The 24,568-nt window shown below is 65.3% G+C and carries 24 protein-coding genes; 11 read left to right on the top strand and 13 right to left on the bottom strand.

Annotated elements, in window-relative coordinates; genetic code table 11:
* Positions 1–198: 198 nt before the first annotated feature.
* Both ON44_RS44710 and ON44_RS44705 read right to left on the bottom strand, forming a co-directional pair.
* Positions 199–1,452 carry a bifunctional 3,4-dihydroxy-2-butanone-4-phosphate synthase/GTP cyclohydrolase II gene (locus ON44_RS44710; protein WP_040701456.1) on the bottom strand — a complete coding sequence of 418 codons (1,254 nt, stop codon included), beginning with the start codon at positions 1,450–1,452 and terminating at the stop codon, positions 199–201.
* 60 nt (positions 1,453–1,512) lie between these two features.
* Positions 1,513–2,145, bottom strand: a complete 633-nt coding sequence (locus ON44_RS44705; RefSeq protein ID WP_040701455.1) for a PadR family transcriptional regulator — start codon at positions 2,143–2,145, stop codon at positions 1,513–1,515.
* A gap of 100 nt (positions 2,146–2,245) precedes the next feature.
* Between ON44_RS44705 and hemC the strand changes: the two genes are divergently transcribed.
* Positions 2,246–3,175, top strand: a complete 930-nt coding sequence (gene hemC, locus ON44_RS44700) for a hydroxymethylbilane synthase (protein ID WP_040701454.1) — start codon at positions 2,246–2,248, stop codon at positions 3,173–3,175.
* Positions 3,176–3,258: 83 nt separating this feature from the next.
* On the opposite strand, the gene ON44_RS44695 is transcribed toward hemC, so the two are convergent.
* Positions 3,259–4,404 (bottom strand): acyl-CoA dehydrogenase family protein, encoded by a 1,146-nt coding sequence (locus ON44_RS44695; protein ID WP_040701453.1) that lies wholly within the window; start codon positions 4,402–4,404, stop codon positions 3,259–3,261.
* A 203-nt stretch (positions 4,405–4,607) separates the two neighbouring features.
* A complete protein-coding gene (locus ON44_RS44690) occupies positions 4,608–5,450 on the bottom strand; it encodes an IclR family transcriptional regulator (protein WP_040701451.1) in 843 nt (280 codons plus the stop codon).
* A gap of 241 nt (positions 5,451–5,691) precedes the next feature.
* On the opposite strand from ON44_RS44690, the gene ON44_RS44685 reads away from it, so the two are divergent.
* From ON44_RS44685 to ON44_RS44660, 6 genes are all read left to right on the top strand, one after another.
* Positions 5,692–6,168 (top strand): flavin reductase family protein, encoded by a 477-nt coding sequence (locus ON44_RS44685; RefSeq protein ID WP_040701449.1) that lies wholly within the window; start codon positions 5,692–5,694, stop codon positions 6,166–6,168.
* Between the two features lie 89 nt (positions 6,169–6,257).
* Positions 6,258–7,391 (top strand): 3-ketosteroid-9-alpha-monooxygenase, oxygenase component, encoded by a 1,134-nt coding sequence (locus tag ON44_RS44680; protein ID WP_040701448.1) that lies wholly within the window; start codon positions 6,258–6,260, stop codon positions 7,389–7,391.
* Positions 7,392–7,402: 11 nt separating this feature from the next.
* Positions 7,403–7,630: a hypothetical protein gene (locus ON44_RS44675; RefSeq protein WP_040701447.1), complete on the top strand. Its 228-nt coding sequence runs from the start codon at positions 7,403–7,405 to the stop codon at positions 7,628–7,630.
* Entirely contained in the window at positions 7,627–8,631 is a 1,005-nt protein-coding gene (locus tag ON44_RS44670) for a ferredoxin--NADP reductase (protein ID WP_040701446.1), read from the top strand. The genes ON44_RS44675 and ON44_RS44670 overlap by 4 nt, the downstream gene beginning before the upstream one ends.
* A gap of 7 nt (positions 8,632–8,638) precedes the next feature.
* On the top strand, positions 8,639–9,526 hold the full coding sequence (locus tag ON44_RS44665) for a VOC family protein (RefSeq protein WP_040701484.1): 888 nt from the start codon (positions 8,639–8,641) through the stop codon (positions 9,524–9,526).
* 69 nt (positions 9,527–9,595) lie between these two features.
* On the top strand, positions 9,596–10,558 hold the full coding sequence (locus ON44_RS44660) for an NAD(P)H-dependent flavin oxidoreductase (protein ID WP_040701445.1): 963 nt from the start codon (positions 9,596–9,598) through the stop codon (positions 10,556–10,558).
* On the opposite strand, the gene ON44_RS44655 is transcribed toward ON44_RS44660, so the two are convergent.
* Positions 10,555–10,806, bottom strand: coding sequence for a three-helix bundle dimerization domain-containing protein (locus ON44_RS44655; RefSeq protein ID WP_157187639.1), 252 nt, complete (start codon positions 10,804–10,806; stop codon positions 10,555–10,557). The genes ON44_RS44660 and ON44_RS44655 overlap by 4 nt on opposite strands.
* A gap of 284 nt (positions 10,807–11,090) precedes the next feature.
* Here ON44_RS44655 and ON44_RS44650 point away from each other — a divergent pair, with 284 nt between their 5' ends.
* The 3 genes from ON44_RS44650 (at position 11,091) to ON44_RS44635 (ending at position 16,014) form a co-directional block, all read left to right on the top strand.
* Complete coding sequence (locus tag ON44_RS44650; RefSeq protein ID WP_083898563.1) at positions 11,091–13,643, top strand: ATP-binding protein; 2,553 nt, start codon at positions 11,091–11,093, stop codon at positions 13,641–13,643.
* Between the two features lie 769 nt (positions 13,644–14,412).
* The gene (locus ON44_RS44640; protein ID WP_040701442.1) at positions 14,413–14,889 is read left to right on the top strand and encodes a nuclear transport factor 2 family protein; all 477 of its coding nucleotides are present in this window, start codon (positions 14,413–14,415) and stop codon (positions 14,887–14,889) included.
* Positions 14,890–14,967: 78 nt separating this feature from the next.
* A complete protein-coding gene (locus ON44_RS44635) occupies positions 14,968–16,014 on the top strand; it encodes an aminotransferase class V-fold PLP-dependent enzyme (protein WP_040701441.1) in 1,047 nt (348 codons plus the stop codon).
* Positions 16,015–16,105: 91 nt separating this feature from the next.
* Here the strand turns inward: ON44_RS44635 and ON44_RS44630 are convergent, their stop codons facing one another.
* The gene (locus tag ON44_RS44630; protein ID WP_040701440.1) at positions 16,106–17,179 is read right to left on the bottom strand and encodes an NAD(P)H-dependent amine dehydrogenase family protein; all 1,074 of its coding nucleotides are present in this window, start codon (positions 17,177–17,179) and stop codon (positions 16,106–16,108) included.
* A 76-nt stretch (positions 17,180–17,255) separates the two neighbouring features.
* Positions 17,256–18,050, bottom strand: coding sequence for an SDR family oxidoreductase (locus ON44_RS44625; RefSeq protein WP_040701439.1), 795 nt, complete (start codon positions 18,048–18,050; stop codon positions 17,256–17,258).
* Between the two features lie 90 nt (positions 18,051–18,140).
* Here ON44_RS44625 and ON44_RS44620 point away from each other — a divergent pair, with 90 nt between their 5' ends.
* The gene (locus tag ON44_RS44620) at positions 18,141–19,007 is read left to right on the top strand and encodes a helix-turn-helix domain-containing protein (protein WP_040701438.1); all 867 of its coding nucleotides are present in this window, start codon (positions 18,141–18,143) and stop codon (positions 19,005–19,007) included.
* A 1-nt stretch (position 19,008) separates the two neighbouring features.
* On the opposite strand, the gene ON44_RS44615 is transcribed toward ON44_RS44620, so the two are convergent.
* The 6 genes from ON44_RS44615 to lipP1 all read right to left on the bottom strand — a co-directional run bounded on the left by ON44_RS44615 (position 19,009) and on the right by lipP1 (position 24,566).
* Positions 19,009–20,004 (bottom strand): TAXI family TRAP transporter solute-binding subunit, encoded by a 996-nt coding sequence (locus ON44_RS44615; RefSeq protein WP_040701437.1) that lies wholly within the window; start codon positions 20,002–20,004, stop codon positions 19,009–19,011.
* On the bottom strand, positions 20,001–22,064 hold the full coding sequence (locus ON44_RS44610) for a TRAP transporter permease (protein WP_245567567.1): 2,064 nt from the start codon (positions 22,062–22,064) through the stop codon (positions 20,001–20,003). The genes ON44_RS44615 and ON44_RS44610 overlap by 4 nt, the downstream gene beginning before the upstream one ends.
* Before the next feature lie 86 nt (positions 22,065–22,150).
* Complete coding sequence (locus ON44_RS44605; protein ID WP_040701436.1) at positions 22,151–22,567, bottom strand: nuclear transport factor 2 family protein; 417 nt, start codon at positions 22,565–22,567, stop codon at positions 22,151–22,153.
* A 102-nt stretch (positions 22,568–22,669) separates the two neighbouring features.
* Entirely contained in the window at positions 22,670–23,182 is a 513-nt protein-coding gene (locus ON44_RS44600; protein WP_040701435.1) for a hypothetical protein, read from the bottom strand.
* A gap of 92 nt (positions 23,183–23,274) precedes the next feature.
* On the bottom strand, positions 23,275–23,622 hold the full coding sequence (locus tag ON44_RS44595; protein ID WP_040701434.1) for a glyoxalase/bleomycin resistance/dioxygenase family protein: 348 nt from the start codon (positions 23,620–23,622) through the stop codon (positions 23,275–23,277).
* Positions 23,619–24,566 carry a LipP1 family hormone-sensitive lipase gene (lipP1, locus tag ON44_RS44590; RefSeq protein ID WP_040701433.1) on the bottom strand — a complete coding sequence of 316 codons (948 nt, stop codon included), beginning with the start codon at positions 24,564–24,566 and terminating at the stop codon, positions 23,619–23,621. The genes ON44_RS44595 and lipP1 overlap by 4 nt, the downstream gene beginning before the upstream one ends.
* Positions 24,567–24,568: the final 2 nt, after the last annotated feature.

The following is a 24,568-nucleotide window of genomic DNA, read 5'->3' as shown; positions in this document are numbered from 1 at the left end:
GCTCACCCTACTCGCGGACTTTCCATCCTGACTCCATCAGGAAAGCAGGCCGACCTGCGACGCATGACTCGAACGAAAAATCTCCGAAGTGAAACAGGCACATGTCGGCAATCTCACGGCAAATAGCCAGCATTCGGCGACGAAGATCGGAAAAGATTCACCGCCAGCGACTGCTCGCAGGTCGCTAGAAAGGGTCGGCTACGAGGTGGCCCTTGCCTGCTCGGCGTCCACACCCGAGAGTTGATGATCCATCCGATCGCGCTTGGCACGCAGGTAGCGGATGTTGTGTTCGGTCGGCGTCGCCTGCAGCGGCAGCCGCCGCACCACCGCGACCCCGCAGCGTTCCAGGCCCTCCTGTTTGGCCGGATTGTTGCTGAGCAGCCGAACCGACCGAATGCCCAGATCGGCGAACACCTGCGCACCTGCCGCATACCCTCGGGCATCGACCGGCAAACCGAGCGCGAGATTCGCTTCGACCGTATCGGCACCGCGATCCTGTAATTCATACGCCCGCAACTTGTTCAACAATCCGATGCCCCGCCCCTCCTGTCCGCGCAGGTAGACCACCACGCCACTGCCCTCCTCGGCGACCGCGCGCAACGCGGCGTCGAATTGGTCGCCGCAATCGCAGCGCAGCGAGCCGAGAGCGTCACCGGTGAGGCATTCCGAATGCAGCCGCGCCAATACCGATTCGCGACTCGGTTCGCCGAAAACCAGTGCGAGGGTTTCGGTTCCGGAGATCTCGTCGCAGTAGCCGATGAGGCGGAATTCGCCGTATCGAGTCGGCAAGCGGGTCTCCACGACCCGGGTCAGGGTGGGTTCGGCCCGGCGACGGTAAGCAATCAGATCGGCGATCGAAATGATCGGCAGTGCATGGGTTTCGGCGAAATCGAGCAGTTGCGGCAGACGGGCCATCGAGCCGTCGTCGTTCACGACTTCGGCAATCACACCTGCCGATCGCAATCCGGCCAGCCGGGTCAGGTCGACGGCGGCCTCGGTGTGGCCCGCACGGCCGAGCACACCGCCGGGATGTGCGCGCAGCGGGAAGACGTGGCCGGGCCTGGTCAGCTCGTCCGGTGTGGTGCGCGGATCCGCCAGCGTGCGCACGGTGTGGGCGCGGTCGGCGGCCGAAATCCCGGTCGTCACACCGGAAGCCGCATCCACCGACACCGTATACGCGGTTCCCTTGGGGTCCTCGTTGATCGGTGTCATGGGCGGCAGCTGGAGCCGATCCAGATCCGCGCCGGGCAGCGGTGCGCACAGCACGCCGCTGGTGTGGCGGACCATGAAGGCGATGGCTTCGGGCGTCGCCAGTGCGGCGGCGAGGACCAGATCGCCCTCGTTCTCCCGATCTTCATCGTCGACCACCACGACCATGCCGCCTGCGGCGAGGGCGGCGAGCGCCGTCTCGATCGTGTCCAGCGAACGCTGCTGTGCGAATTCGGTGCGCATATGACTAGTAGAAGTATTCCTATTAGTCATAGCAAGCGCCATCCCGCTCAGTGAGCGGGATCAGGAAGCGCGGCGTCCCTTGCCCTTCGCGGACTTCTTCGGAGCGGTCTTTGTCGCGAGTTTATCCACGTCGGCGAGCAGGGCCTCGGCGAAATCGCGCTCGGCCTCGTAATGCCGTATGCACCAACGTAATACCGCGCCCGGATAGGCCCAATCCGGATTCTCGTCGGCGCCCTCGGCATCGACCTCGGCGAGTTTGCGCATCCGCTCCGCGTATCCGATGTGCTCGGAGAGGATTTCGCGCAATCGGTCCGGTTCGGCGAGATGCCCGAGCCAGGCGCGCAACATGACGCTGTGCTTGAGCACCGGCGCCTCCACCGGCGCATGGTTCACCCACTGCGCCGCCGCCGTGCGACCGCTCTCGGTGATGGCGTACATGCGCTTACCGCGCACGCCGTCGTCCTGCAGCACCGTGCGCGAGGTGGCGTAACCGTGTTTCTCGAGGCGTTTGAGCTCGGCGTAGATCTGGCTGAACGATGGGCTCCAATAGAAGAATTGGAGGCTCCAGTCGGCCCACTTCTTCAGGTCGTAGCCGGAGAGTTCGTCGGCGTGCGAGAGCATGCCGAGCACGGCCCAACTCGTCGTCGGCAGGTCGGGAACTTCGGCGCTCGCCGGAGACTTCGCTTCGGTCACGATAGGACTATACCGCTTAGGCATATTTCGGGTGCAAAGTCCCGCTGAGTGGGACACGCCCCGGTGATCGGGGCGCGAGCGCCGGGAGTAGTCTCGCCGCATGTCGCGTACGCGCATTATTCGGATCGGCACCCGCTCCAGCCCGATGGCCCTGGCTCAGGCCGAGCAGGTCGCCGGATTGCTGGCCGGGCTCGGCGTCGAAAGCGAGCTGGTCAAGGTAACCACGGCGGGCGATCGGTGGATGGGCGACCTGTCGAAGCTCGGCGGTAAGGGCGCCTTCGTCAAGGAGATCGATCGGGCCCTGCTCGATGACGAGGCCGATCTGGCGGTGCACTGCCTCAAGGACATTCCCGGGGATATTCCGGTGCCGGAAGGGCTCGCCTTCGCCGGTTATCTGCCGCGCGAGGACGTGCACGATGCGGTGATCACGCGCACCGGTGCACCACTCGCGAATCTCCCCGAGGGCACGGTCGTCGGCACCAGCTCGGTGCGCCGGACCGCACAGCTGCGGCTGCACTATCCGCATCTTGCGGTGAAACCGTTGCGCGGCAACGTCAATACCCGATTGGCGCGCCTCGAAGAGGGCCATATCGATGTGCTCATCGCGGCCGTATCCGGCCTGCACCGCGTCGACCAGGCGCACCGGATCACCGAAACCCTCGACCTGGACACCATGTGCCCGCCGATCGGGGCCGGCGTGATCGCACTGCAGTGCCGCGATGACGACACCCAACTACTCGATCTCGGTGCGCGCCTGGACGATCCGGCCACCCACCGTCACGCGGATGCCGAGCGGGCCATGCTGCACGCACTGCAGGGCCACTGCAACTCCCCGATCGCCGGACACGCGACGACCGACCCCACGGGACGACTCACCTTGCACGGCAAGGTCTTCAACCTCGACGGCAGCCAGTGGCTGGACGCCAAGCACTGGGGCGTCCCGGAGGACCCGAGCGCCCTCGGTTTCTTCGTCGGCGCGGACCTTCTGCGCCAAGGCGCACGCGCGATCATCGACTCGATCCCGCACTGAGGCCCCGAGCCAGGACATCGGCGCTGTCGCATATCGACTGGCTATCTCGCATATGGCACAGGTGTGCGACGGCAGTGGCTCGATCAGTCGGTGAAGCCGTCCATCATGGACAGCACGCGGAGCATGACTTCGTCGGCACCGCCGCCGATGCTGAGCAGGCGGCTGTCGCGGTAGGCGCGGGACGTCCAGGTTTCTTCCATGTACCCCATGCCGCCGTGCACCTGTAGGCACCAGTCGGCGACCTGCCGGCCGAGGCGGGCGGCCTCCAGTTTGGAGATCGTGGCCATCCGAGTCACATCGGTGCCTGCCATGTAGGACTGGGCGGTGGACTCGGTGTAGACGCGGAGCATATCGACGCGGGCCGCGAGTTCGGCGTAGGTGTATTGCAGGTATTGGTTCGCGCTGAGCGGGTGGCCGAACAGCTTTCGGTCGCGGGCGTAGTCGCGGGTGGCCTCGAGTTCGATGGCGCAGGTGATGGGGACGCTGTAGGAGGCGAACATGCGCTCCATCACGAATTGCGACATCTGCTGTTGGAAGCCGCGGCCGATTTCACCGATGGTGTTGCGCACCGGAACTCGGACATTGTCGAAGGTGAGCAGGCCGGTATCGGACGCGCGCATACCGAGCTTGTCGAGTTTGCGGTCGACCCGGAAGCCCGGAGTGCTGGTGGGGATGATGATCTGGCTCATGCCGCGGTAGCCGCCCTCGCCGGAGGTGCGCACCAAGGTGCAGAGCCAGTCGGCCTGAACGGCATTGGTAATGAACATCTTCGAGCCGTTGATCACCCAGTCGTCACCGTCGCGCCGGGCGTGCGTGCGAATCCCCGCCACATCCGAACCCGCTTCCGGTTCGGTAACCGCTACGCCACAGACCATTTCGCCGCGCATAGCGGGCGCGAGATACTCCTGTTTGAGTTCTTCGCTGCCGTGCGCGTGCAGCGACGGCGTCGCCATCGCGACCTGCACCCCGAGCGCCATCGGGAACGAGCCGTGGGCGACTCGCCCGAGCTCTTGGCACAGCACCACCGTGAACAGATGGTCCGCACCCTGGCCGCCGTAGGCCGGATCGTATTCCAGCCCCAGCATCCCGAGCTTCGCCATATCGGCGAAGATCTCGTGCAGCGGCATCCACTCGGCCCGTTCCCACTCGTCGACCCGCGGATTGATCTTCTGCTCGACATACCGCCGAACCAGCGCCCGGAACTCCTGATGCTCATCGCTGTAGATCACATCGCCCTCCTCAATGAGGTCCCACCCCCGACGCTAGCCGAGCACCACACCGCACGCAGGCAGGTCCGCGCATTCGCGGGCCACGCGCTATTTACCCGGTCACCCGCGGCGAGCTGAACGGTGCGAAGCGTCCGTTCGGACAACTCGGTCGACGCAACCACAGCCGGGACGTCTCGCCCCGACCACAACGCCACAGACCCGAATCACCGCCACCGAGCGTGGAGCGGAAACAGCGCCCGCCCCGCCTCGTGCGCGACCTCGACGAGCACCCGCGCCAAACGCGCGGTATCCAATGCCGTTCGATCCCCACCGACTTGACCGGACAGCGAGAGTGCGCCGATGGCTGCTCCGCGCCCGCGAATCGGCACCGCGACGCAGGAGATCCCGGTCACCGACTCCTCGATGTCCACGGAAATTCCCTGCCGATGCCGGATCCGCGTCAACTCGCGGTGCAGTTCCGCCCGGTCGCAAATGGTCCGCGGCGTCAATTGCGGCAACCGGTCCCGGAAGGAGGTCTCGATAATGCTCGGCTCCAGCGAGGCCAGCATGGCCTTGCCGAGGGCCGTGCTGTGCGCGGGCATCCGGCCACCGAGGCGGGTCGGAATGCTCGCGGTGTAGCGGCCACCGGCCTTGTCCAGGTACAGCACCTCGCGGCCGTCGAGTACGCCGAGATGGCCCACCATGCCGGTCCGCTGACACAGCTCGTGCAGCAGCGGACTCACCACATCACGAATCTCATTGTGGTCGGCGGCGAGTCCGCCGAGTTCCAGCGGACGCAAGCCGAGGCGGTAGCCGCCGGGCGCGTGCGCCAACCAGCGCAGCCGGATCATCTGGTCCAGGATGCGGTGCACTGTAGACCGCGGCAGGCCGGTTCGCTCGGCCAATCCGAGCAGCGTCAGAGTCGGTGTCGAACCGTCGAAAGCGTCTAGGATCAGCGTCATTCGCTCGATCATGGAAACCGGCGGCTGCGCCGGCCGGGTGGTCGGACGACCCGGACCCGATAACAGCTCGTCGGATCCCGGACCGGTCAGCACCTCGACCGTCATGGCGCACCTCCATTGTGTAGCTCATACAGCTTAGAAGTATTTCGATTAGGCATGTCCGTTTTCGGCATACCTGCTTGTGTCCCCAATCACAGTGCCGTCACGCGGACGAGGTCGAATCCCGGAAACTACGGAGATCGCTACGGATCTTCTCGGTAGCCGGAACCGACCGTTGACAGCCCACCGCGCGCGCCGCTTACCTTCATGGCGAAACGGAATATTTCTAGTCGAAACTAGGAGCGCTATGGCCGTCGTGCTCGACTTCAAGGCCGTCCTCGGCCGATTCGCCACCGGAGTCACCGCGATCACCGCCCTGGACGGCGCGCAACCCATCGGGTTCGCCTGCCAGTCCTTCTCCGCACTATCGCTGGATCCGCCTGCCGTGGCATTGTTCCCGGCCCGGACCTCCACCACCTGGCCGCGGATCCGCGCGGCGAGCAAGTTCTGCGTGAACGTGCTCGCCGCCGATCAGGAGCAGGTGTGCAGACAGCTCGGCCGCAGCGGACCCGACAAATTCGACGGACTCGACTGGACCCGCTCCCCCAACGGTTCGCCGCTGCTCGACGGATCCATCGCGTGGATCGATTGCGAGCTCGGCGGAGAGTTGGACGGCGGCGATCACACCATCGTCATCGGCCATGTCACCGCACTCGGCGCGGGCCGTGAGGCCGATCCGCTGCTGTTCTACCGCTCCGGATTCGAGCGCCTTACCACTGCCTGAGCCGTCTCCCGGCCAGTGAGACCACACCTTTGCGCGTCCATCGGCGCGCCGAACCATCGAAACGACAGCCCGACGAACGTGGAGGAACCATGACCGACGATCAGGTGCGCGTGATCGACACCGGCACCCCGCCCACCCGATATGCCCGGGGTTGGCACTGCGTCGGCCTCGCCGACAACTTCCGCGACGGCAAACCGCACACCATCGAAATCTTCGGCACCGAACTGGTGGTTTTCGCGAGCGCGGACGGCACCCTCAATGTGCTCGATGCCTATTGCCGACATATGGGCGGCAACCTCGGCGACGGCATTATCAAGGGCGACACCATCGCCTGCCCGTTCCACGATTGGCGCTGGCGGGGCAATGGCCGTTGTGCCGCAATCCCTTACGCGCGCCGCGTACCACCGCTGGCCCGCACCAAATCGTGGATCACGTTGGAGCAGAACCGGCAGCTGTTCGTCTGGAACGATCCCGAAGGCAATCCGCCGCCCGCGGATATCACGATCCCCCGCATCGAGGGCGCGTTCAGTGACGAGTGGAGCGACTGGACCTGGAACCAGATCACCATCGAGGGCGCGAACTGCCGCGAGGTCATCGACAATGTCGTGGATATGGCGCATTTCTTCTATGTGCACTTCGCCTTTCCGACCTACTTCAAGAATGTCTTCGAGGGCCATATCGCCAGTCAATACATGACCTCGATCGGACGCGCGGATGTGCAGGGCGAATTGGCCAAGGAGGCGGGCTCGGAGAACACGCTGCATTCGGAGGCGCACTACTATGGCCCCTCCTACATGATCGACTACCTCGTCAACGAATCCAGCGGGCAGACGGTCGAATCCGTCCTCATCAACTGCCATTACCCTGTTTCGCCAACCAAATTCGTGCTGCAGTACGGCGCGATCGTCAAGAAACTGCCCGGCCTGTCACCGGAAGATGCCGATGCGATGGCGGTGCGTTTCGCCAATGGACTCGGGCGCGGTTTCGAGCAGGATGTGGCGATCTGGGAACGCAAGACCCGCATCGACAATCCGCTGCTGTGCGAGGAGGACGGGCCGGTCTACCAGCTGCGGCGCTGGTACGAGCAGTTCTACACCGATATCGCCGAGGTGGAGTCGAAGATGACCGACCGCTTCGAATTCGAGGTCGATACCACCCGTGCCGTCACGGCGTGGGAGGCCGAGGTCGCCGAGAATCTGGCCGCGCAGCGCGCGGACGCCTGAACGGATCTGTAATGGATTGCATCACCTGCCATACCTGCCGGAATCAGGTGTCGGTGGTCAAATTCAGTTCCGCGCACACCAGCGTGCAGTGGAGTTCCGTCGCTCGCGCGCACTGTGCCGAGTTCGCTCGTAACGACGGCGGTCCAGTGCGTGGGTGTGCGGCATTGCGCGACAGCATCGAAAAGGCCGTCAGCGCGGGAGAAGTCGGGTTGAGTACCCGTGATGGGGATCTGCTGTGAGTGCGGCGGTAACGCTTCGAGTTGTTCGAGTAACTTCCGAAACCCAGGATGCGGTCTCGCTGGAGCTGGTCGCCGAGCCGGAGCGTCAACTTTCCTATCGGCCCGGCCAGTTTCTGACACTGCGGATACCCAGCGAACGAACCGGTTCGGTGGCGCGCTCGTACTCGCTGTCCAGTGCGCCGCACGAGGGCCGACTCGAGGTCACCGTCAAGCGGACCGCGGGTGGGTACGCTTCGAACTGGCTGTGCGACAACGCTGTTCCCGGCATGACAATCGATAGCTTGCCGCCCGCAGGCATTTTCACACCCGATTCGCTCGACGAAGATCTGCTGCTCTTGGCTGCGGGCAGCGGTATAACGCCGATGCTTTCCATCCTGAAATCGGTACTGGCGCAGGGCAGCGGACGGTGCACGCTGATCTACGCCAATCGTGACGAGAACTCGGTGATCTTCGCCGATGAACTGAAGTCGTTGACCGCCGAGCACCCGAGCCGGCTCGTTGTGCTGCATTGGTTGGAGTCTGTTCAGGGCTTGCCGTCGATGCCCACACTGACCACGTTGATCGCACCGTGGCTCGAGCGCCAGCTATTCGTCTGCGGCCCAGCACCTTTCATGGACGCTGTCGTCACAGCCGCCGACAGCCTGGGTATGGACCGGGTGCATGTCGAGAAGTTCGTCTCGCTGTCCGGTGATCCCTTCGCCGCAACCCAGGTCGAAGACACCGACGACGCTGCCATCGTCGAGGTCGAGCTCGACGGCACCACAGACGAATTCGCCTGGCCGCGCAATACCGTACTACTCGACGTGCTGCTCGCGCGCGGTATGGCAGCTCCGTACTCCTGCCGCGAAGGTGCCTGTAGCGCCTGTGTCTGTCGGATAGTCGACGGCGAAGTGAAATTGCTGCGCAACGAAGTTCTGGAACGTGCAGACCTGGCCGACGGCTATGTACTTGCCTGCCAGGCTGTTCCGGTCACCGATGCGGTCCGGGTCACCTATGAATGAGGAGAATATGGCAATCATCAGCTCGCTCGGTTATGTGCGGGTCGCGGTCAGCGACCCGGATGCCTGGCGCACCTTCGCCTTCGATGTGATCGGTTTCGCCGAGGGCACCGGGCCGGATCCGGACGCCATCTATCTGCGCATGGATGAGCACGTCACACGATTGGTCCTGGTGCCGGGCGAAACCGACAAGGTGCTCGCCATCGGCTGGGAGGTCCGCGACCATCGCGCACTCGCCGCGGCACGAGAAGCCGTTGAGAAGGCCGGAATCGAAGTCACCGCGCTCACCGTGGCCGAGGCGGATGCCCGCAGTGTGGAGGAGGCGATCACCTTCCGCGATCCAGCGGGTACCACCGTCGAAATCTTCCACGGACCTGTCCTGGACCACAGTCCGGTCGTCGGCAAGTATGGAAACCGTTTCGTCACTACGGGACTCGGCCTCGGCCACGCGGTGCTGCCGGTCCCCGATCTCGACGGCGCATTCCACTTCTATACCGATGTCCTCGGATTCCTGCCGCGCGGCGCCTTCCGGCTCCCCGCACCGCCCGAATACGGTCCGGTGCGCATCCGCTTCCTCGGCGTGAATCAGCGCCACCACAGCCTGGCGCTGATCCCCTCCGGCGGCAAGGAGGGCTCGGGCCTGGTGCACGTCATGGTCGAGGTCGACAGTCTCGACGACGTCGGCCGTGCGCTCGACCGGGTGAACAAGGCCGGATATCACCTGTCCTCGACGATGGGCCGCCATACCAACGACAAAATGATCTCCTTCTATGTCCGCACACCCGGTGGCTGGGATCTCGAATTCGGCACCGAGGGCGTGCTGGTCGACGAGAACACCTACACGGCGGAGGAAATGACCGCCGATAGTTATTGGGGTCACGACTGGGATCGAGGCTGACGAGCACGGGCGACGACTCGCAGCCGGAAACCCCTGGCTATCGTCGACAGCGACGGAAGGGGTTTGGCGATGGCATTGCGCACCGAATTCACCGACCTGTTCGACATCGAGCATCCCGTAGTGCTCGCACCGATGGGCGGCGTCGCGGGCGGTGAACTGGCCGCGGCGGTCTCCGAGGCCGGTGGACTCGGCCTGATCGGTGGCGGCGGCGGTGACGAGCAGTTACTCGATCAGGAATGTGCGTTGCTCACCGCTCGCACCGAAAAGCCTTGGGGCATCGGCCTGTTGAGCTGGGCCATCGATCTCGCTACCGTGCGAAGGACAGTGGAGCGCCGACCACACGCGATCCTGCTGTCCTTCGGCGATCCGACCCCGTTTGCCGCCGCGGTCCGGGAATCCGGGATTCCGCTGCTGGTCCAGGTCACCACCACGGACGAGGCGGCCCGTGCCCTGGACGCCGGAGCCGATGTGCTGATCGCGCAGGGCGCGGAGGCGGGCGGGCACGGCGGCGGGCGTGCGACACTGCCCTTCGTACCCGCGGTCGTCGATCTGGCGGCGGGTACGCCGGTGCTCGCCGCGGGAGGCATAGCCGATGGACGCGGACTCGCCGCCGCACTCGTGCTCGGTGCGGCGGGCGCGTTGATCGGCACTCGCTTCGAGGCGACACACGAATCGTTGCTCTCGACCGAAGAAGCCAAGGCCATCATCGATGCACGCGGCGGCGATACCGAACGCAACCGCATCATCGATATCGCCCGCGATTCCCCGTGGCCCGCCGAGTACACCGCCCGCACCCTGCGCAACCGATTCCTCGACGAATGGGCCGGACGGGAGACCGAACTCGCGGCCGATCCCCTTGCCCGGCAACGCTATCGGGCGGCGGCCGAGCAGGGTGATCTCGACTGTGCGCCGATCTGGGCGGGCGAGAATGTCGACCTCATCGGCAGTCTCGAATCCGCCGCTGATCTGGTGCGACGCATCAGCACCGACGCGGAAGAGGTATTGCGGCGAGCCGCGGCGCGATGCGACTAGTCGGCGTGCTCCTCGGCCATGGCGCGGAGCAGTTCACGGGTGTAGCGCTCGGCGAGTAGCGGCAGGAAGGTATCGATGGTGGCGTGATCCGCGAGGTAGTCGTAAGCGGAGTACAGCCACCGTTCGATGGCTTCGTCGCGGGTGCTGTCGAATTCGCGCTCCAGACGTCGCGCGGCGGACTTCAGCGCGAACTGTTGATCGAGGGATGGTTCGTGGAGGGGCGGGTGCGTAACAGGACCTTCGGTCATTGCGGACTCCTGGTCGGAAACTTCCAGTGCAAAGGATGCGGTCGAAACCGTGTCCAATCGATCGAGTACCCGATGGTCGGCGGCGAACACCCGGGACTTCGAAGGCACCCAGGGCTGCCCTTTCGATATGCGACCCGAGCAAAGTAGAACAGGTTGTTGTCAATGCTGCCGAGCTCCAGGCCGCCGACGACTGAGCTCCTAGCTGGACAGACCCATTCCGCGCATCAGGTGGCGCTGATGACGAGGGATTCAGCCTCGGGATGCGGGGCCTATAATCGCAAAGTATGGATGTCAAACACCGGGAAGGTGTAGGCAGCCTACCCGCTGTTACCTACAGCTTTGTCGGTCGAGACCGCGAGCTGGAAAAGATCAGCACCCTACTGCTGGGCCCAGCCCGGTTGATCACCCTCACCGGCCCCGGTGGCATCGGGAAGACTCGTCTGGCCGTCGAAGCGTTGCGCCGTTGCGGTAGAACCGAAGCCAGGAAAACACGAGCGTGCTGGGTGCGATTGGCTCGACTGACTCCAGATTCGGATTCGACCGCGGTCGCGGAAGAAGTCGCCCATGCGGTGATCGAGGCGGATTTCTCCGGGCGATCGGCGTGGGACGCCTTGGTCGACACCCTCACCTCAACCGACACCACCGGACGTGCCCCGCATACCGTGCTGGTGCTCGACAACTGCGAGCACGTACTCTCCGGTGTCGGGCCCCTGATAGCCGACCTCATCGAGGCGGTACCGGGGCTGAGCATCGTGGCCACCAGCCGTGAACCCATCGGCTGGATCGACGAACACCTGATCACCGTTCCGCCGCTATCGCAGCGCGAGGCCCTGGCCCTATTCCGGCAACGCGCCGAACTCACCGAACATCCCGTCACCGGCAAAGACCAGGCCACCACCGCCGCCGAGATCTGCCACCACGTCCACAACCATCCCCTCTACATCCAGTTGGCGGCCGCACGCCTGCTTCGCCAACCGTTGGCCGCCATCCTGCACGGACTCACCGGCCACGCTGATGACACTCGACTGAGTTGGTCGCATGGCCCCCGCGTGGGCGCCGACCCGCGCCATCGCGGAGTCGTCGACGTCATCTCCTGGTCCTACGAGCTGTGCAGCGACAAGGAACGTCTGCTCTTCGACCGCCTGTCGGTGTTCGCCGCCGGCTACGACACCAATTCCGACGACACCACAGAGGCCGCACCGGATGTGGGTGCCGAGTTGGACGCCATCGAGACAATCTGCTGCGACGACGAAATCAGCGATACCCAAGCGTCCCTCACCCGGCAGGAGATCGAGGGCCTGCTCGAGCGCCTTGTCGATCAATCGTTGGTCACGACGCACAGGACGGCGACCACGGTGCGGTATTCACTAGTGGAGAGCCTGCGGGTATTCGCCCAGCAGCGACTGCGCCAGCGCTCCACCGCCGCGGTGGACGAACCCGCCCGTTTGGCCCAGCGGCACTGCCGCTACTACCACGACAGGATCGGCTACGCCGCAGCCAACTGGTTCGATCCCGAAGGGCAAGCCCTGGTGGACTGGGCCCGGACGGTCTGGGCCAACACCCTCACCGCGATCGAAACCAGCATCACCACCCCGGGCCGAGCCGGAGACGGTCTGGAGATCTGTCTCGGGCTGATCACCCTGCAGGTGTGCTTCACCAGCGGCTCCGTACGAGAAATACGCCAATGGACCCTGCGCTGCCTCGACGCCACCCGGGCAGCGTCCCCGCAACCCACCGAACTACAGATCGGTGCCATGGCCACCATCGCATGGCTCGCCACGCTCCAAGGCACACTCGAGGATGCCGAACAGATGCTCGAGGACTGCGTCGCCGCCTGCATCCCCGACCCGGACACCAGGCGGAACTGGCGAGACACCGCCGAGACCGACATCGGGCTGCCCGCTCCTGTCGAATTCGCATGGGGGGCGGAGCTGATATTCGCGCGCCGTGACGCCCGCGCCATCACCGTCCTGAGCCGAGCCCAGGCCAAATTCGAGGCCTACGGCGACCGCGGCGCCGCCTCGATGAACGAGCTGTTCACTGCCCTGGCCGCGGGCCTGCTGGGAACCGCGCAGCAAGCCCACGAGATCACGCAGCGTTACCTCGATCGCGCGATCGTCTCCGGAATTCCATGGGAAAAGGCTTGCGCCGAACTCACCAGGTCGACAGCCTTGACCCGACACGGCAACCCCACCGAAGCACTGGCCCTCGAACGATCCTCACTGGCATATCACCTCGCCACCAACGAGCAATGGGCCGCGGTATGGCTGGTGCAGTATCGGACCTGGTCATTGGCCCGAATCATCACCGACTCGATCGTCGCCGGAAAACCCGACCGCAAGAAGTTGGTCGCCCTGGCCACCGAAATCGCCTACCTGGCCGGAGGCACCACAACCCTACGAGGCAAGCTCGGCATCGACATCAAGGCGTCGGGCCCCCTCCTCGACGAATCCGAAAAAGCTATCGCTGTCGCCCGCCGGGTGCTGGGGCACGACGCCTACGCTGCGGCGGAAACTCGAGGAACGCGTCTGCGTCCGGAACGAAACGAAGTGCAACGGCTGGCACTGGGCACACTGACCATCGATACTCCAGCGGACGCCACATCGCACTGGCACGAATTGACCCGGACCGAACAGCAGGTCGCGATCCTGGCCGCGGCCGGGTGGACCAACGTCGACATTGCCTTCCGCCGTGGAAAGTCGTCCCGAACTGTCGACGCCCAAATCGCGGCGATTTTCAACAAACTGGCCATCGCTTCACGTGCGGACATATCCCAGCACATCCCGAGTAGATTCACCGACCAGGTCCGAGGCGAAATCGCCCGACGACCGCGCTGACAGCAGTGCATTCGACGGTTGCCATAGGTATAGCCCACGTCCACTACCGATGCGGCGATCTATACCCACCACCCATGCTGGTTGTCCGTGCAGAAGACGAAGGTCTGGGTGACGCCGTCGTCAGATCTTCAACCCACACAACATTGCGACGGCCGAACTCGACTTCATTGCCGAGTCGACGGCGAACAGGTGCGTATATGCCGCCCTGCGATGACAGATCCATCCGGCTGACAGAAATGTAATCTCTCGTGGCCGACCGACCGGAAGCCAAACCATCCCATGACAACTGCGCTATTACCTCTTGCATACGGATACCTGCGCGACGATTTGCTCCGTGACCGCGACCGGAATTCGAGCGAAGACAGACTGCGGGACAGTGCCAGATCACTCGGCTACGAGCTGGGCGCCGTGTTTTGCGAGCCCCCACCGCAGAACGGGACACTGCCCCCCGCGTTCGTCGATCTCGTCCAGGAATGCCGGCGAGCCCAGGCACACGCAGTGATAACCCTGCGTGGACACATGTCGGATATGTCGGTGTGCCGGATGGTCCTGCTGGCGGTCCTCGAAGCGCGAGCCGGTGCCGCAGTGCACGAAGTCGAGTTGTGAACCATTCCATCAACGCATCCGCCGCGAGGTACGGCCGAGGCCGATGTCGGCTGCCAGGGGGAAGGGACTACTTCGGGGTTTCTGCGTGCGGAGATGCTGCGGCAGTCCGAACAAGGTAGAACACGTTCTTGTCTCGGGACCCGGCGGATGCCAAGCTGAACGGATGGATCTCGCCGCCATCGAAGCCGTCCGCCAGCTCAAGTACCGCTACTTCCGGACCCTCGATCTCAAACAATGGGACGACTTCGGGGATACCCTCGCCGTCGACGTCGCCGGTCGCTACGGCACCCACGCCCTGGGTGAACCGTTGACCCTCGACGGTCGCGACGCCGTCACCGCATTCATGCGCGAGAACCTCGGCCCCTCCGTGGTCACCACCCATATCGCGACCCATCCGGAGATCACCGTGGACGGCGAAACAGCAACGGGCTCATGGGCTTTCGAGGATACCGTGATCGCCACCGAATACGGCGTCCTCATCCGCGGCGCAGGCTACTATTCCGACACCTACCGACTCGATCCGGACGGCCACTGGCGCATCACCTCGACCAGTTACCAACGCATCTACGAGTCGATGCAGGCCCTCGCCGACACCCCCAGCTACCAACTGCTGACGAACATGTGGGCGACACAGAAATAGGACGGCTCGCCGGATTTGAGGCCACTATCTTCCGGGTGGCACTCGACCGGAGCCGCAGTGGCGGCGGAGGGTGGGAGCATGTCCTCCCTTGCGCCCGCTGAATTCACGACCGAGACCGCCTACCTGAACACCGCTTCCCACGGGTTGCCCGCCGCGCGAACATTGGCGGCATTGCAGGAGTTCAACGCGCTCTGGGCGGCGGGCCGTGCCGCACCGACCACGCGGGACTATCTGGTACCCGAATTGCGGGCCGGATTCGCACGACTGCTGGCGGGCGCTTCGGCCGACGATATCGCGCTGGGCGGCACCGTCGCCGGATTGATCGCGCCGGTGGTCTCCGCACTGCCGTCGGGGGCGGAGGTGTTGCTCGCTGAAGGCGAATTCTCCTCTGTCTCGATGCCTTTCGTACACCGCGGCGATCTGAACGTCCGGTTCGTGCCGTTGGAGCGCATCGCCGAAGAGGTCCGCCCCGAGACCGCGTTGGTAGCGGTGAGCGTGGTCCAGTCGAAGGACGGTCGAGCCGTCGATCTGCCGATGCTGCGCGCGGCCACGCTGGCGCACAACGCTCGACTCCTCGCCGATGCCACTCAGGCCGCGGGGTGGGTGCCATTGCGTTTCGTCGATGCCGACTACTGGGTGTGCGCGACATTCAAGTGGCTGATCGGCGCACGCAGCGTGGCCTTCTTCGCCGCACCACCGGAGGCAGCCGCGCGGCTGCGCCCGATCAGCCCCGGCTGGTACGCGGCGGCCGACCGCTGGGCCGAGCTGTACGAACCCATCGCGCTGCCGACCACCGCCCGGCGTTTCGATTCGACACCGGACTGGCTCGGCGTCATCGCCGCGCTCTCCGCATTGTCCTTGATCGAAGAGCTGACCGTCGACAAGATCGGCGCGCATAACCGCGAACTCGCCACCCGATTCCGAAATGGGCTGGCGGAGTTGGGATTCCAGTCGGTACCAGCGGATTCGGCGATTGTCGCCGTATCGGGCGCGGGCGATGCGGCACCCCGTTTGGAGGAGGCAGGCGTGCTCACCTCCGCCCGGGGCGGCGGCCTTCGATTCTCGTTCCACCTCTACAACAGCGCCGCCGACGTGGACCGCGCGCTCGTAGCCCTCGCCCAGTAAACAGCGGCACCCCTTGTCGGGATTCGCACCTCTCCTGGAGGTGCGAATCCGGCCGACGGTTGGGCGGGACGGGCGCTCTCCCTCGGGGTAACTACGCCGGGCGAGTCGCGGGCGCTGTGATCAGAGGAAGGTCGAGGGCCGTAAGGATGCCCGATGGGGCCTGGACCACGGCCGGGACGGCGTTGACGATGCGCATCGCGGTCGCCAGCAGGGTGGCGTGGTTGTGGTCGCCATTGCGGCTCGAGGTGACCAGATCCATGGCGTAACTCGGCTCGCCGGTGATCTCGACGCGATAGGAGCCCTCGTGGTGAGCGGGCTGCGGCCAATCGGGGCACAGGTCGGGACGTAGGCGCGTGACGTGCTCGAGGACCGTTACGGGCTCGTCGCCGACCATGCCGCGAACCTCGAAACGCAGTGCCGCGGCGGTACCTTCGGCGATATGGCCGGTGGCGATATCGAAGGATTCGGCAGCGGGGATGCGCTCGTAGGTCTGGGTGACGGCGTCGAGGGTGACACCGATGCCCGCCGCCAACTGGCGCACGGTGCCGCCCCACGCGAGCGATAGCACCCCGGGCTGCAACAACATCGGGATCTCGTCCAGCGGTTTGCCGAAGCCCATGATGTCGAACATGACCTCGCGGTTGTCGTAACTGGCGTAGTCGACGATCTCCAGACACCGCAGTTGGTCGATGCGCAGGCAGGTGCCCGCGAGCGCGAGCGGCAGCAGATCATTGGCGAAACCGGGATCGATGCCATTGACCCACAGCGACGAATTGCCCTGTGCCGCAGCCTCTTGGATCGGCTTCAGCAATTCGTCGGGCAGCACGCCGTAGGGGTACTGGAAGAACACCGGCGCACACGCCACCACATTGATGCCCGCGCTGAGCAATCTGCGCAGATCCTCGACGGCCTCCAGCAGTCGATTGTCGGTCATCGAGCAGTAGACGACACAGTCGGGTTTCGCGGCCAGGATCGCCTCGGTATCCGTCGTCGCGGTCACACCGACCGGATCATCGAGTCCGGCAATGGTTCCCGCGTCGAGCCCGTCCTTCTTCGGACCCGACACCCATACTCCGACCAGCTCGAGATCCGGATTCGCGATCACGCCCGCCAGCGCATGTGCACCGACATTCCCGGTGCCCCATTGGACTACGCGGTAGCTCATGACTCCGCCTCGCTGACGCTCGGCTCCGCCGTGCGCCACAGCGCGCTGTGCTTATGGTTCACTCGCTGACGCTCGCTCACGACAGATCCGGAAGCGGGAGATCGAGATTCGGCGCGATCAGGCCACCGTCAGGTTCGAGCACCTTGCCCGTGACGTACTTTCCGGCGGGCGACACCAAATACAGTGCGGCGGCGGCGATATCCTCGGGTTCGCCGATGCGGTGCAGCGGCGTCTTGGCCTCCAGCTCGGCGCGCATCGCATCATTGCCCGCCACGATCTCCAGCGCCGAGGTCAGAATCGACCCGGGCGCAATGGCATTCACCCGGATGCGTGGATTCAGATCCATCGCCGCCAACCGGGTGTAATGCGCCAGCGCCGCTTTCGCCGTTCCGTAGGAGACGAAGGCGCGGCCGGGCAGGCGGCCCATGGTCGAGGTGATATTGAGAATCGAACCGCCACCGGCGGTTTCGAGAATCCTCGGTACCGCCGAGCGAACCAGCGCATGCGCATTGGTCACGTTGAAGTTGAATGCCTCCACCAGCGCGTCCGGCGTGGTATCGAGCAGCGGGCACGGCAGCGCACCGCCCACATTGTTGACCACGATATCGAGCCGCCCGAAACGTTCGACGGCCGCGGCGGCCAGTCCGGCGGTCGCCTCGATATCGCTGAGATCCGCGGGCACCACGTGGGCCTGGCGGCCCACCGCCGCGATCTGCTCGGCGACCTCGTCCAGCTGACTCTTGGTGCGGGATGCGATGACGACATCCGCGCCCGCCTCCGCGAAGGCCACCGCGATCGCCGCGCCGAGGCCGCGCCCCGCGCCGGTGACGACGGCGACCTGTCCGTCGATTCGGAATCTGTCCAGGATCATGCGCACTCCAACTGTCGAATATTCGACGCTATTCTGTCGTAATATTCGTCATCGTAGAGCTGTCCCGCCGAGCCGCACAAGGGGTTGCACATGTCCGACCGGTCCCCGTCCCCGCCGACCCGCCGCGTCATCGATATCGTGTCGCTGCTCGCCGCGACGCCGGAGCCGATCAGCGTCGCGGGCATCGCGGACCGGCTCGATATCGCCCGCGCGACCGCGACGGCGATCTTGGCCGAACTGGAATCGGCGGGCTGGGTGCGACGCGACGCGAGCCGCGGATACGGTCTCGGTCCGACGCTGGCGAATCTGCACGGTCCCGCACTGCCGCACGCACTCGGCGATATCCTCGCCGAACTCACCGTGCGGACCGGCTACGGCGCGACATTGAGTCGTATCGAGCCCGATCACCTCACGGTGCTCGATGTGCGCCACGGACCCGAGCGCGTCGTCCCCGGCATCCCCGTCGGCCATCGCATCCCGATGCAATTTCCGGCGGGGGCGAGCGTAATGCCGTGGCGTTCGGCGGCCGAACAGAACACCTGGCTCGCCACCGCACCCGACTCGGACCGCCGCGTCGCGAGCGGGCTGCTCACGCTCGTGCGTGATCGCGGCGTTGCCCTGTTCCGCCCACGCACCGATGATGCGGGCACGGTCGAACTCCTCGCCGACCTACTGAGCGCGATGGGGACCGAACTCGTGCAGCCGCACCTGCGCACCCGAGCGCTGCGCCGCCTCGCGTTTCTCACCTCGCGGCCATTCACCAAGGCAGAACTCGACTCCGATGCCGAACTCCCGCTGAGTTATCTCGCCGCACCGGTTTTCGATGCGAAGGGCACGGCCGCGTATGAAGTCCAATCGGGGCCGCTGCTGGCATCGACGACCAAGTCCGAACGCGACGAATTCATCACCGCCACAGTCGATATCGCTCGGGCGTTGACCGAAGCGTTGGCCGCCTGAGCTACTTCGTCAAGGCGTGCGCCGCACCGCGGTGCAGCGGCACCGGTGCGGTAATCGTCGCGGTATCGCGGCTGATCCCTTTCGCGGCCGAATTGGCCTGTTCCAGTTGGGGTTTGCGATCGAACAGCGTCTTGGTGAGGATGCACGCCAGGTTCGCGTCCAGATCGTCGCGCACCAGCAACAGATTCGGCACGACGATGGTCTTCACATCGGCGGACAATCCGTAGACGGTGCCCGGAATCGTGCCTTCCTCGTAGACCGGGTTGACCGCGTGCATACTGCCGGTGAGTTCGGAGATATCGAGGAAATGCACCTTACCCTTGTCGGAGGTCAACAGATCGGTGATACCGGGTGTCGGTAGGCCGCCGGAAAAGAACATGGCGTCGATCGAGCCGTCCTTCATACCGTCCACCGTCTTGGTGAGATCCAGGCGCTGGGCCTCGATATCGTTATCAGGATTCAACCCGGCCGCCTGCAGTACCCGCTGGGCGATCACCTCGGTGCCGGACTTCGGCGAGCCGGTGGAGACCCGTTTGCCGCGCAGATCGGCGACCGATTCGATATCGGCGCCGGCGCGCGCGATTACCTGGGTATAGTTCGGGTAGAGTCGCGAAAGCGCTTGCACTGGTTGCTTTTTGCCGTCGAAGCTGGCGTTGCCGAGCACCGCGTCGGCGGCGGTATCGGCGAGGGAAAATGCGACCTGATAGGTGCCTGCCACCAATTGCTGGATATTCTGCACCGACGCACCGGTTTCGGCCGCGGTCGCTTTCACCTTGCCGCCGGTGGCCTGCGAAATCTGGTCGGCGTAGGCATTGCCGAGCGCGAAGTACACCCCGGTCGAATTGCCCGTCGCGATGCCGACGCGGGTCTCACTCTGCACCTCGCAGGTGACCTCGCCGCCGGTGTCGGACTGCGGCGTGTCGCGGCGGCCCCCACATCCGGTCAGCAATCCGGCCGAGATCACGGCGACGGCGAATCCTATGGCAACTCTTCTCAAGTCGTCCTCCTTCGTGAGAGCAGCGTTACCCCGACGGCCGCGGTCAGCGCGACCAGACCGACGACGAGCGCGCCGGGTTCCAGGTACAGCAGCGCCAGCCCGGCCACCGCGGCGAGCAGCCGGGCCGGGAGTCCGGCCGGGCCGATGCCGAGGATCCAGCCGCCGGTCGCGGCGGCCAGTGCCGCAACGCCGACACCGGCCACGATCGTGGTCCACAGCACACCGAGCACCGGCCCGTGCCCGAGCAGATATTCGCCGGGTCCGCTGAGCACGAACACAATCGGCACCAGGAAGGCGGGCAGCGCGTACTTCAATGCCTGCCACATCGTCGGCACCGCACGCGCACCGGTGATGGCCGCCGCGCCAACGGCGGCCAGTGCGGTCGGTGGCGTCACCTCGGAGAGCACCGAGTAGTAGAAGACGAACATCGCCGAGGCGGGCGGGGATACGTCGAGCGCGAGCAGAGCGGGACCGATGATCGCCCAGCCGATTATGAACGATGCGGTCACCGGAACCGCGAGCCCGAGCAGCGCGAGCGCGATCGCGGCGAGCACCACGGTGCACGCCAACACGACGGTGTGGTTGTCCGACAACGCCTTTCCCGCACTCACCAGCAGAGATGCCAGCTGCGCGCCGAGTCCCGTCTTGGTGGCGGTCGCGGTGATCACCCCCGCCGACGTACACACCGCGACCACCGGCAGCGCCGAACGCACACCGCTGCCGAGCATCTGGAAGATTCGTCGCGGTGAGCGGGCCTCGGCGCGGATGCGTGCATCGAGGAAGGCGAGCACAAAAGCCAGTACGGTGGCGTACACCACGGCACGCGCGGCGCTCACGCCGATCAGCAGCAGCACCACGATCGCGATCAAAGACAGGAAGTGGTAACCGAATCGGGCCAGCAGCCGCCACACCGAGGTGGTGCTGATCTCGACCGACTCCGCGCCGAGCCGGCGCGCATCGATCTCGACCGCGAGCAGAATTCCCAAGTAGTACAGCAGCGTCGGGATCATCGCCCACCCGAGCACCGTCACATAGGAGACGTCGAGATATTCGGCGACGATGAAGGCGGCGACACCCAGTGTCGGCGGTGACAGGATCGCACCGACACCCGCCGCTGCGAGCACACCCGCCGCCTGTTCCGGCGGATATCCGGCGCGACGCAGGATCGGCCAGGTGACCGCGCCGACCGTGACCGCGGTCGCGGTGCCCGATCCGGAGACGGTGCCGAGCAGGAATCCGGATGCGACGGTGGTGCGTCCGGCCGCGCCGCGCGAGCGGCGGAAGGCCGCGACCGACAGATCGACGAAGAACTGTGCCGCACCGGAGAATTCGAGTACGGCGCCGTAGAGGGTGAACAGCACGATATAACTCGCCGCGACATCCAGTGGCGTGCCGTAGAACCCGCTGCCGGAGTTGTAGAGCGCATCGATGATCTGTCCGAAGTCGAGTCCGGCGTGCGCGATGGTCCAGTGCTGCGGCAGGTACCCGCCATAGTAGCCGTAGGCGATGAATACCGAGCACACCGCGGGCAATACCCAGCCCGTAGTGCGCCGACAGGCCTCCAGCACCAACACCGAGAGCACCGTGCCCATGGCGATATCGACCGGATCGAACAAACCCTGCCGATCGAGGAATGCGTTGTACCCGCCCCCGCCGGACCCGATCGCCATCGGCAGCACCGGATACAGGCACACCACCAGCGCGACCACGGCCAACAACCAGTCGAGCGGACCCGGACCATCCCGTCGATCGAACCATCGCAGCCCGGACCGATAGGCCAGGAATACCACCGGCAAGGTCCCGGCCAGGAAGATCACCAGGTAGTACTGACTCCCCTGCGCCAGCGGCCGAAAGACCTGCCACAGCACCAGCAACGCGACCGCGAACGCGGCCGTCGCAACCACCCACTCGGCCCATCCGCGCAATATCCGCGCGGGCTTCTCCTCGTCGTCGACCTCGATCTTGTCCGGTACTGCCCGCTCCGGATCAACCCCGGGCCGCACGACCTGGCGGTCGGTGGGAGGCTCGGCTTCGAGATGAGCGTCCCGCATATCCGACATTGCGCGACACTATCAACGCACGACCGCCCGTATGCGGCTAACAAGTATGTAGCTGCGAAAAGTAGAAAAGCGGTCGGTTTGTCGCCCTAAGCCGACCTGGTCGCCCGGCCACCCAGCGGCACCTTGTGGGCGATCACCCGGCGATACGAGATGCGCCAGCCGGTTGCCACACGCACGACCGTATCGTCGTATTCGACGCTGCCGCTGGTCCCGTCGGCGTAGATGCCGATCCCCTTCGACCGCACCCGGACCGCGCCGTCCACCTCGGCAATGACCACATTCGTAACGTGATGTCCGACCGGATTCCCATTGCCGAGCGCGACCGCGGCCTCCTGCAGCGCCGGAATCCCGTGCAGCTCACCGAACCCGAAATCATTGACGTCGTAGGTGATTTCCGCGGTGAACAGCTCGTCCATCCGATCGAGCTCACCCGCGTCCATCAGATGACCGTGCAGCGCGATCAGGTCACCGATCTCGAACCGATCCTGCGCCGACAATGCCATGAAAGCCTCCTGCCGCCCCACTTTCCAGCCGAAAATGAGGCCTAGTCCGATTATCCGCGACAGTAACGGATGAGCGACTGCTCGCGCCGCTGCTTTATCCGGCTAGGCGGGTGCGGCGGTCCGTGCCGATAGGCGGCGCTTCATGATCCAGCGCAGAAAGTTGACCCACGGCGACGGGCGAGCCGGGGTGACGGGCGGGTGGCCGAGGGAGACCGCGGTTCGGTCGAGCAGTGCCTCGATCATGGCGTCGTGGATCCAGCGGATGGCCACCGGCCACAGCAGGTGGCCGATACCGCGCAGGCGGCAGTCGATCTCGTGTCGCAGGATGCTGCTGTCCGGCCACGGACCGTCCAGCACTTCGAGGCTGTGCGTGCCGACCAGGAAGGATCCGGGCGCGACGGTGAACTCCACGCGGCGGCCCGGCACCCACTCGGTACACCGATACCGGATGACGCCGTGTCCGCCGTCGGCCCCGACACCGAGTGGCCGGTCGAGGACCAGCGCGGGCCAGCCGGGCGGCCACACCGGGCTGTCCGGCTCGGCGGCCCTGGCGAGCAATGCGCCGACCTGGTCCGCGGGCACCGGGTATTCCCGCTGGTGGATATTTCGAACCATGACCCAACCTCCATTCGCTACCGTATGGAACGCTTCCCATACGGTAGCGTATGGCAGGTGGGGTGCGATGTTATCCGAGCCACACGAGCCGGTTATCCGGCGGAGGACGGCTCGTAGAGGACTATCGCCCACGGGGATTCGCGGGACGGACGGACCGAAGTGCGTCGTTCGTGCGGTCCGGTCACGGGCTCGTCGGCCGGAAATCCGGCGGCACGGAGGCGGGCGAGGGTCACGTCGAGATCCACGACTTTGACGGCGAGGGACGGGATGTCGCGTTCATCGGCACCGGCGAGCATGACCCGGGTCGGTCCGATATCGAATTGCGCCCACCGATCGCCGTCGACGAATGTCGCGGTGGTGCCGAGTACCGCGGTGAGCAGATCTATTGCGGCGGTGAGGTTGTCGGCGGGAAAGATGGTGCCGAGACGTTCGACGGTCATGACTTCTCCAATGCTCGGCGAACAGCTGAAAAGGCTTGGTCGGCGGCGTCTTTGGCATCCGGCAGGTTGTCGGCCATGCTGAAGAAGCCATGGAATTGGCCGTCGTAGCGAATCGTGACGGTCTCGACATCCGCATCCCGCAGCCGCCGACCGTAGACCTCGCCCTCATCGCGGAGTGGGTCGAATTCGGCGGTGATGACGTAGGCGGGCGGGAGGCCGGACAGGTCGGCCGCGCGCGCAGGTGCGGCGTACAGGTTGTCGGCATCCGCGGCCGAGGCGAGGTATTGCTCCCAATACCAGCGCAAATGGTCATCGGTGACGAAGTAGCCGTAGGCATTCTCCCGATAGGAGATGGTGTCACGGGCCGGATCGAGCATCGGGTAGACCAGCAGTTGATGGGCGATGGCCGGGCCATTGCGATCCCGGGCCAGCAGTGCCGTGACGGCGGCCAGGTTGCCGCCGGAGCTGTCACCGGCCACCCCGATGCGGGCTGGATCGCCGCCGAAGGAACTCGCCTGGGCCGCAAGCCATTTCAGGACCGCGTACGCATCCTCGGCGGCCGCCGGAAACCGATGCTCGGGGGCCTGCCGGTAGTCGACCGAAACCACGATCGCACCGACACCATTGCTCATCGCGCGACACAGCTGATCGTGACTGTCGAGGTCACAGATGACGAAACCGCCACCGTGGCAGAACATCACGACCGGCAGGTTCGCGTCGTACTCGGCGGGCCAGTACATGCGAACCCGAACCTCAGGTGCCCCAACAGGTCCCGGCACCAAACGCTCCTCGACCTGCCCCACCGGAATCGAGTCGACCCGGACCGCCGGACGCGCGGCGAGCATCCGACGCGCCTCGGCGGCATCGAGCACTTCGGTGCCCAGCGCTGGAAACGCGGCCGAGGCGGCATCGACGATCACCTGAGCTTCGGGTTTCAGCGGCATGC

Source organism: Nocardia vinacea NBRC 16497, from assembly GCF_000308835.1.
In the GTDB taxonomy this organism is placed as follows: Bacteria; Actinomycetota; Actinomycetes; order Mycobacteriales; family Mycobacteriaceae; genus Nocardia; species Nocardia vinacea.
The sequence above is the reverse complement of the archived record's forward strand: the minus strand, read 5'-3'. Positions and strand labels throughout refer to the sequence as shown.

Coding starts and splice junctions, on each gene's coding strand:
- ON44_RS44690 (WP_040701451.1), bottom strand. CDS start 5,450: ATGACGGTCGAGGTGCTGACCGGTCCGGGATCCGACGAGCTGTTATCG.
- ON44_RS44605 (WP_040701436.1), bottom strand. CDS start 22,567: ATGGCATTGTCGGCGCAGGATCGGTTCGAGATCGGTGACCTGATCGCG.
- ON44_RS44625 (WP_040701439.1), bottom strand. CDS start 18,050: ATGATCCTGGACAGATTCCGAATCGACGGACAGGTCGCCGTCGTCACC.
- ON44_RS44610 (WP_245567567.1), bottom strand. CDS start 22,064: ATGTCGGATATGCGGGACGCTCATCTCGAAGCCGAGCCTCCCACCGAC.
- ON44_RS44630 (WP_040701440.1), bottom strand. CDS start 17,179: ATGAGCTACCGCGTAGTCCAATGGGGCACCGGGAATGTCGGTGCACAT.
- ON44_RS44710 (WP_040701456.1), bottom strand. CDS start 1,452: ATGCGCACCGAATTCGCACAGCAGCGTTCGCTGGACACGATCGAGACG.
- lipP1 (WP_040701433.1), bottom strand. CDS start 24,566: ATGCCGCTGAAACCCGAAGCTCAGGTGATCGTCGATGCCGCCTCGGCC.
- ON44_RS44680 (WP_040701448.1), top strand. CDS start 6,258: ATGACCGACGATCAGGTGCGCGTGATCGACACCGGCACCCCGCCCACC.
- ON44_RS44620 (WP_040701438.1), top strand. CDS start 18,141: ATGTCCGACCGGTCCCCGTCCCCGCCGACCCGCCGCGTCATCGATATC.
- ON44_RS44655 (WP_157187639.1), bottom strand. CDS start 10,806: ATGACCGAAGGTCCTGTTACGCACCCGCCCCTCCACGAACCATCCCTC.
- ON44_RS44650 (WP_083898563.1), top strand. CDS start 11,091: ATGGATGTCAAACACCGGGAAGGTGTAGGCAGCCTACCCGCTGTTACC.
- ON44_RS44685 (WP_040701449.1), top strand. CDS start 5,692: ATGGCCGTCGTGCTCGACTTCAAGGCCGTCCTCGGCCGATTCGCCACC.
- ON44_RS44640 (WP_040701442.1), top strand. CDS start 14,413: ATGGATCTCGCCGCCATCGAAGCCGTCCGCCAGCTCAAGTACCGCTAC.
- ON44_RS44600 (WP_040701435.1), bottom strand. CDS start 23,182: ATGGTTCGAAATATCCACCAGCGGGAATACCCGGTGCCCGCGGACCAG.
- ON44_RS44595 (WP_040701434.1), bottom strand. CDS start 23,622: ATGACCGTCGAACGTCTCGGCACCATCTTTCCCGCCGACAACCTCACC.
- ON44_RS44665 (WP_040701484.1), top strand. CDS start 8,639: ATGGCAATCATCAGCTCGCTCGGTTATGTGCGGGTCGCGGTCAGCGAC.
- ON44_RS44675 (WP_040701447.1), top strand. CDS start 7,403: ATGGATTGCATCACCTGCCATACCTGCCGGAATCAGGTGTCGGTGGTC.
- hemC (WP_040701454.1), top strand. CDS start 2,246: ATGTCGCGTACGCGCATTATTCGGATCGGCACCCGCTCCAGCCCGATG.
- ON44_RS44660 (WP_040701445.1), top strand. CDS start 9,596: ATGGCATTGCGCACCGAATTCACCGACCTGTTCGACATCGAGCATCCC.
- ON44_RS44635 (WP_040701441.1), top strand. CDS start 14,968: ATGTCCTCCCTTGCGCCCGCTGAATTCACGACCGAGACCGCCTACCTG.